This window comes from Bacillus haynesii, assembly GCF_001969855.1.
Lineage (GTDB): Bacteria > Bacillota > Bacilli > Bacillales > Bacillaceae > Bacillus > Bacillus haynesii.
In genome coordinates this window covers 1-5,291 of the sequence record NZ_MRBL01000032.1, presented here as the reverse complement: position 1 = coordinate 5,291, position 5,291 = coordinate 1, and the positions used below count along the sequence as shown (strand labels likewise).

The 5,291-nt window shown below is 46.3% G+C and carries 5 protein-coding genes and 1 pseudogene; 5 read left to right on the top strand and 1 reads right to left on the bottom strand.

What is annotated here, in order from left to right; genetic code table 11:
- Positions 1-163: 163 nt before the first annotated feature.
- Positions 164-397, top strand: coding sequence for an IDEAL domain-containing protein (locus tag BTA31_RS20625; RefSeq protein ID WP_076793832.1), 234 nt, complete (start codon positions 164-166; stop codon positions 395-397).
- Between the two features lie 67 nt (positions 398-464).
- Here the strand turns inward: BTA31_RS20625 and BTA31_RS20620 are convergent, their stop codons facing one another.
- Entirely contained in the window at positions 465-1,322 is an 858-nt protein-coding gene (locus tag BTA31_RS20620) for an SDR family oxidoreductase (protein ID WP_043927304.1), read from the bottom strand.
- A 119-nt stretch (positions 1,323-1,441) separates the two neighbouring features.
- Between BTA31_RS20620 and BTA31_RS20615 the strand changes: the two genes are divergently transcribed.
- The 4 genes and pseudogenes from BTA31_RS20615 (at position 1,442) to BTA31_RS20605 (ending at position 5,289) form a co-directional block, all read left to right on the top strand.
- Complete coding sequence (locus BTA31_RS20615) at positions 1,442-2,992, top strand: FAD-dependent oxidoreductase (RefSeq protein ID WP_076793826.1); 1,551 nt, start codon at positions 1,442-1,444, stop codon at positions 2,990-2,992.
- 106 nt (positions 2,993-3,098) lie between these two features.
- A pseudogene (locus BTA31_RS23765) lies at positions 3,099-3,635 on the top strand (protoglobin family protein); the annotation flags it as partial.
- 249 nt (positions 3,636-3,884) lie between these two features.
- Positions 3,885-4,391 carry a methyl-accepting chemotaxis protein gene (locus BTA31_RS23760; RefSeq protein ID WP_390183724.1) on the top strand — a complete coding sequence of 169 codons (507 nt, stop codon included), beginning with the start codon at positions 3,885-3,887 and terminating at the stop codon, positions 4,389-4,391.
- Positions 4,392-4,704: 313 nt separating this feature from the next.
- A complete protein-coding gene (locus tag BTA31_RS20605) occupies positions 4,705-5,289 on the top strand; it encodes a histidine phosphatase family protein (RefSeq protein ID WP_076793820.1) in 585 nt (194 codons plus the stop codon).
- The last annotated feature ends 2 nt before the right edge of the window (positions 5,290-5,291 follow it).

Sequence of the window (5,291 nt, the reverse complement as noted above, 5' to 3'; positions counted from 1 at the left end):
TTTTATGTTTTGTTCGATTAAATCCGAGTTTCTTTGTCCAAATATACAAACTTTTATTCTCATAAACACGCATTTTCGAATAATTATCTAAAAATTATAAATACTTATTGATTTTTTGTTGTGTAATCCATATACTATAAAAAAGGCATCAGGGGGAATCTTTATGAAAGAGAAAAAGTCGTACGCTGAGCTCATGAAGTCCCGCAATACCCAAAAGGTGAAAGAACTTGATGTAACCATCACGGATATCTACATTCAAATGGTCCTTGATGAATCGCTTTTTAAACGGCGTTTACACACGCTAAGCAAGAAGATTAATGAAGCATTAGACAAAGGAGATAAGCAATCTTTCCTTAAGCTTTCAAGAGAATATACAGCGCTGAAAAAGCACGCATAACGGCCAATCCCTCCCGGATTGGCTTTCTTACGCGAAAAAAGCCGGCTGATAAATAGTCCCGGCTTTTTTATCCGTTAATAATCGTTCCGCCGTTGACATGGAGCACTTGGCCCGTCATGTAAGAAGAATCGTCGCTGGCTAGAAACAGATAGCTCGGTGCCACTTCAGCAGGCTGCCCGGGCCGTTCCATCGGCGTTGTTGAACCGAATATTTCGACCTCTCTCTCCGTAAACGTCGACGGGATAAGCGGCGTCCAAATCGGCCCAGGTGCCACCCCGTTCACACGGATGCCCTGATCGACGAGCGACAAAGCGAGCGAACGCGTAAATGATGTAATCGCTCCTTTCGTAGAAGAATAATCGATCAGCCTTTCATTGCCGGCATAAGCCGTAATCGAAGTCGTATTGATGATTGAGCTGCCTTTTTTCAAATGCGGCAGGACAGCTTTTGTCAAATAAAACATGGAAAAAATATTCGTCTGAAACGTTCGGATCAGCTGATGGCTCGTGATTTTTTCGATTCCCTTTTGCGGATGCTGTTCAGCTGCATTATTGACGAGAATATCGATCGTTGGGAATGCTTCCTTTGCCTGGCGCACCACATCGTTGCAAAAAGCCTCGTCCCCGATGTCCCCTGCAATCAGCTTGCATCCGACACCTTCTTTTTCCACATAACCTTTTGTTTCTTCTGCATCGCGGTGTTCATTTAAGTAAACGATGACAACGTTCGCGCCCTCCTTCGCAAACAAAACGGACACGGCACGGCCGATTCCGCTGTCTCCTCCCGTAATAATCGCGGTTTTCCCAGCCAGTTTCCGCTCTCGTTTCGGCCGGTCAAAAACAGGGCGGGGATCCATCAAATACTCCAATCCGGGACGCTGTGTTTGGTGCTGGGGAGGCAGTACTTTCTTCGGCTGCTTGCTCAAAACCATTCCTCCTTCACATCGATTCAACCTTACTATTTTATGAAAACGCTCCTTTTTTATGACAAGCCGTTTCACATGCATGAATATTTCTCAATTGGGAAAATTTAAGAACAAAACGGATGCATGATGGAGGGAATTTTGTGAGCAATCAAGAACAAAAACTGCCGGATTCGCCTGAATCGTATTGGAGAAACAGTACAGACCTTCCTTCGTTCGAGGAACTGTCTGAAGATGTCAAAACAGATGTCGCCATCATCGGCGGCGGCATGACCGGACTGACGACGGCTTATTTGCTGACGAAAAAAGGCTACAGCGTCGTCTTGATCGAAGCCGGCCGGATACTCAACGGAACAACCGGACATACGACAGCCAAAATCACCGCGCAGCACGATCTGATCTATGATGAACTGATCCGGCATATCGGGATGCCGAATGCAAGACTGTATTATGAAGCAAATCTCAAGGCGCTGTCCTTTATCAAAAACCTCGTGCTTGAGCAAAAGATCCCATGCGATTTTGAAGAACAGGACGCGTGCATTTACACAACTGAAGAACAATCCGTCCAAAAAATCAGAAAGGAATATGAAGCATACCAAAAGCTCGGGATTGACAGGGAATTCATCAAAGATCTCCCCGTCCCAATCGATGTAAAAGCAGGACTTGTCATGAAAAACCAGGCGCAGTTTCATCCGCTGCACTATTTGAAATACCTTGCAGAGGCCGTCCGGGAAGCCGGCGGAAAAATTTACGAAAACACGGCGGCTAAGGAAATCAAAGAAGGCGACCGGCCGAAAGTGCTGACAAGAAGCGGGCATCAAATCTTCAGCGATTATGTTACGTGCTGCACGCACTTTCCGTTTCATGATAAAAAAGGATTCTATTTTGCAAGGCTTGAGCCGAGCCGGTCATACGTGCTCGCCGTCAAGCCGAAAACACCGTATCCCGGCGGCATGTACTTAAGTATAGACCAGCCTTCACGATCGCTCCGCTCGGTGACGATCGGCGAGGAAAAAATGGTTCTTGTCGGCGGTGAAAGCCACAAAACCGGCCAGGGCGAAGATACAATCAATCATTATCAGGCGCTTGAATCATTTGCAGAAGGCGTGCTCGGCATCGAATCGATCCCCTACCGCTGGTCGACACAAGATTTAATCACGCTAGACAAAGTTCCGTATATCGGGCCGATCTATCCGAAAGAAAAGCGCATTCTCGTCGCCACCGGATTTCGGAAATGGGGCATGACATCGAGCACGCTCGCCGCGCAGCTGATGACAGACCATATCGCAGGCGAAGACAATCCTTATCAAGCCGTCTTTCAACCGGCCCGTTTCCACCCGGATCCAAGCATCAAAAAAGCGATTTCCTACAACGCGGATGTTGCAAAACACTTTGCCGAAGGAAAACTCGAGCAGCCGATCAGGAAGCCTGAAGACCTTGTCAACGGAGAAGGCGCGGTCGTGTCACATGCCGGGAAACGAGCAGGCGCTTATCGCGATGAAAAAGGCGAACTTCATCTGGTTGACACAACATGCACCCATATGGGCTGTGAAGTCGAGTGGAATGACGGGGAAAAGACATGGGACTGTCCTTGCCACGGCTCAAGGTTTTCGATCGACGGCGATGTCATTGAGGGTCCTGCCGTAGAACCTCTTAAAGATCCGGAAAGCTGAGGTGCACAAGTTAAAAAGTAATGAAAAATTGCCGATAAAAAGATAAATGCTGGAAATTTCAAAAAAGCGGCAGTTTTATCATTAACGATTACAGGGGGATACGATCGTGTTATTCAAAAAGGATAGAAAGACAGAACGATCATTTTTTGCTGGAGAAGGCCCTGACCAAACAAAAAGAATCAGGCTCAATCAGCACACAGAATTTAAAAAACAGCTGGCAATGGTCGATTTGACGGATGAGGATCTTTGGGTGCTGAGCAGGCTGAAGCCTTTAGTCACTGAACATATCGAAACCATCGTCACCCGGTTTTATCAAAACCTTGAGCATGAAAACTCTTTAATGGAGATCATCCATGACAACAGCTCAGTCGACCGTCTCAAAAAGACATTGACGATCCACATCCAGGAAATGTTTTCAGGTGTCATCGACGAAGCCTTTTTAGAAAAAAGAATCCGGATCGCCCACGTCCATCTTCGCATTGGGCTCTTGCCAAAGTGGTATCTGGGGGCATTTCAAGATCTCCTTCTTTCCATGCTGACCATTTTTGAAAACGCCTTATCCGATGAGGAATACAGGCGGTCTGTCAAAGCCGTCACCAAAATTCTCAACATCGAACAGCAGATCGTCCTGGAGGCCTTTGAAGACGAGCATTCGAGACTCCGCAGACTTGATGAAGAAAGCAAAAATGAACTTCACAGGCAAATTAAAGATACTTCCGGTTCTTTGGCCGCTTTATTTGCCGAAACGACGGGCGCCGTACAGGAATTGGTCGACAAATCGTCCGAGATCGCCGAAACGTCAAGAGCCGGAACGAAGACAGCCGTCTCTGTCGAACAAAAATCGATCGGCGGAAAAAAGGAGCTTGAGGAGCAGGAACAGCAGCTGAATCAAATGGGAAGCAGCATGACGCAAATCGAGCGGGAAATTAAAAAGCTGGAAGAAATCGCGCTGCAGATCGAAAAGATTTTCGGAATCGTGACAGGCATTGCCGAGCAGACGAATTTGCTTTCGCTCAATGCCTCGATCGAATCGGCAAGAGCAGGAGAGCACGGCAAAGGGTTCGCAGTGGTCGCAAACGAAGTCAGAAAGCTGTCCGATGATACGAAAAAAACTGTTTCCACCGTATCAGAGCTCGTCAATAACACAAACGCGCAAATCTCGATCGTCACGAAGCATATTACAGATGTAAACCAGCTCGTGAACGAAAGCAAAGACAAGATGTCGGAGATCAATCATTTATTCGATGATATCGTCTCCAATATGAAAACGAGCAAAGAGCAAAGCGGCCGAATCGAAGGTGACCTGCAGTCATTTTTAAGCGGCCTTCAAGATGTCAATGCCGCCGTGTCACAAGTCGCAGTTTCAGTCGATTCTCTCGTAGAGCTGACAAAAAGATAAGCCGTTACCGTACACAGGTCAATTCATGACCTGTGTATTTTTTTTCGCATCCTTCTGCACCTGATGCTATTACGTTATTTGAAAATCTGCTATGCAAGTCAAAGATATGACATTCACCGCCATCATGGCAACGCTCGACAATGATTGCAGACGGGATCGAAAAACAGCAAAATCGGCGTAGCGCTCCTGTTTGAAAAAATCGTGTAAATGTTGTTCTGTGCCAGTCATATTTCGTGGTTCTGTTTTTTAAATTTAGTATAATGGCCATATCACCGAAAATGTGCATCCCTAGTTCGAAAGGAGACTTTTTAGCATGACTGCGATTTGTTTGATCCGGCACGGCGAGACAGACTGGAATGCTTTAGGAAAACTGCAGGGAAGAACCGATATCCCTTTAAATGAAACCGGTAAAAAACAAGCAAAAGAAACCGGGGCGTTTTTGAAAGGGTCCGACTGGGACGTCATCATTACAAGCCCTTTAAGAAGAGCGAAAGAAACCGCCGAAATCATCAATCAATACCTGGGACTTGAAATCATCGAAATGGAAGATTTCATCGAAAGGAATTACGGAGATGCGGAAGGAATGCCATTCGATGAAAGAACAAGGCTCTATCCTGATAAAGAATATCCGAATCAGGAATCAAAAGAAGCACTTGCCGAACGGCTGATGGCCGGCGTTCAAAAGGTCAGCGAGCGTTATCCGGACAAAAAAGTGCTGATCGTCGCACACGGAGCCGCGATACACGCGCTGCTGTCAAAAATCTCAAACGGTGACATCAACCTGGAAAACACGAAGCTCGTCAATGCCTGCCTAAGCAACATCAAATTTCACGAAAATAAATGGCATGTGAAGAATTACAATCTTTCACACCATTTATCATCCCTTCAGCGTGATTGAAA